Raw genomic sequence first — 395 nt, 5'->3', positions numbered from 1 at the left:
GCTCGTTCGGCAGCCTTGCTCTTTACGGACTTTGGAAACTCTTGCCGGGCCATTAAGCGGCCCTCTCGTACTTGAGCCAGGTCGAGTAATTCCCGTAGAGCTCAGTCCATTCCTGGAAGGGCTTTGAACCGGGCGTGACATCCCGTTTGCTGTCGACCTCAAGCAAGTCCTTGACCCATGCGTCACAGGCCGCTGCGTCGTCTGAGAGGCCGGCACAGTGCATAAGCCGGATGTATTCGCGGAAGGTGTCCGTTTGGCAGGCCATGGCGATCTGAGACGCCGCGGGCATCTCATGGAAGCGCCGGCGCTCTTTCTGCTCTTCCGCCGAGATCTGTTTCGCCGGAGGCTGAAGGCGGGCGACAGCGACCCACCGCTCATCAGCGGGGTTCGGTAGC

At 61.0% G+C, this 395-nt stretch carries 1 protein-coding gene; it reads right to left on the bottom strand.

Annotated features, from left to right (window positions below; all coding sequences use genetic code 11):
• Positions 1-52: 52 nt before the first annotated feature.
• A partial coding sequence (locus ACYVOK_RS29085; protein WP_460665757.1) for a hypothetical protein occupies positions 53-395 on the bottom strand: 343 nt, incomplete at its 5' end.

The organism is Kribbella swartbergensis (assembly GCF_054784135.1).
Note: the sequence above shows the minus strand (reverse complement) of the source record. Positions and strands in the feature narration are given on the sequence as shown.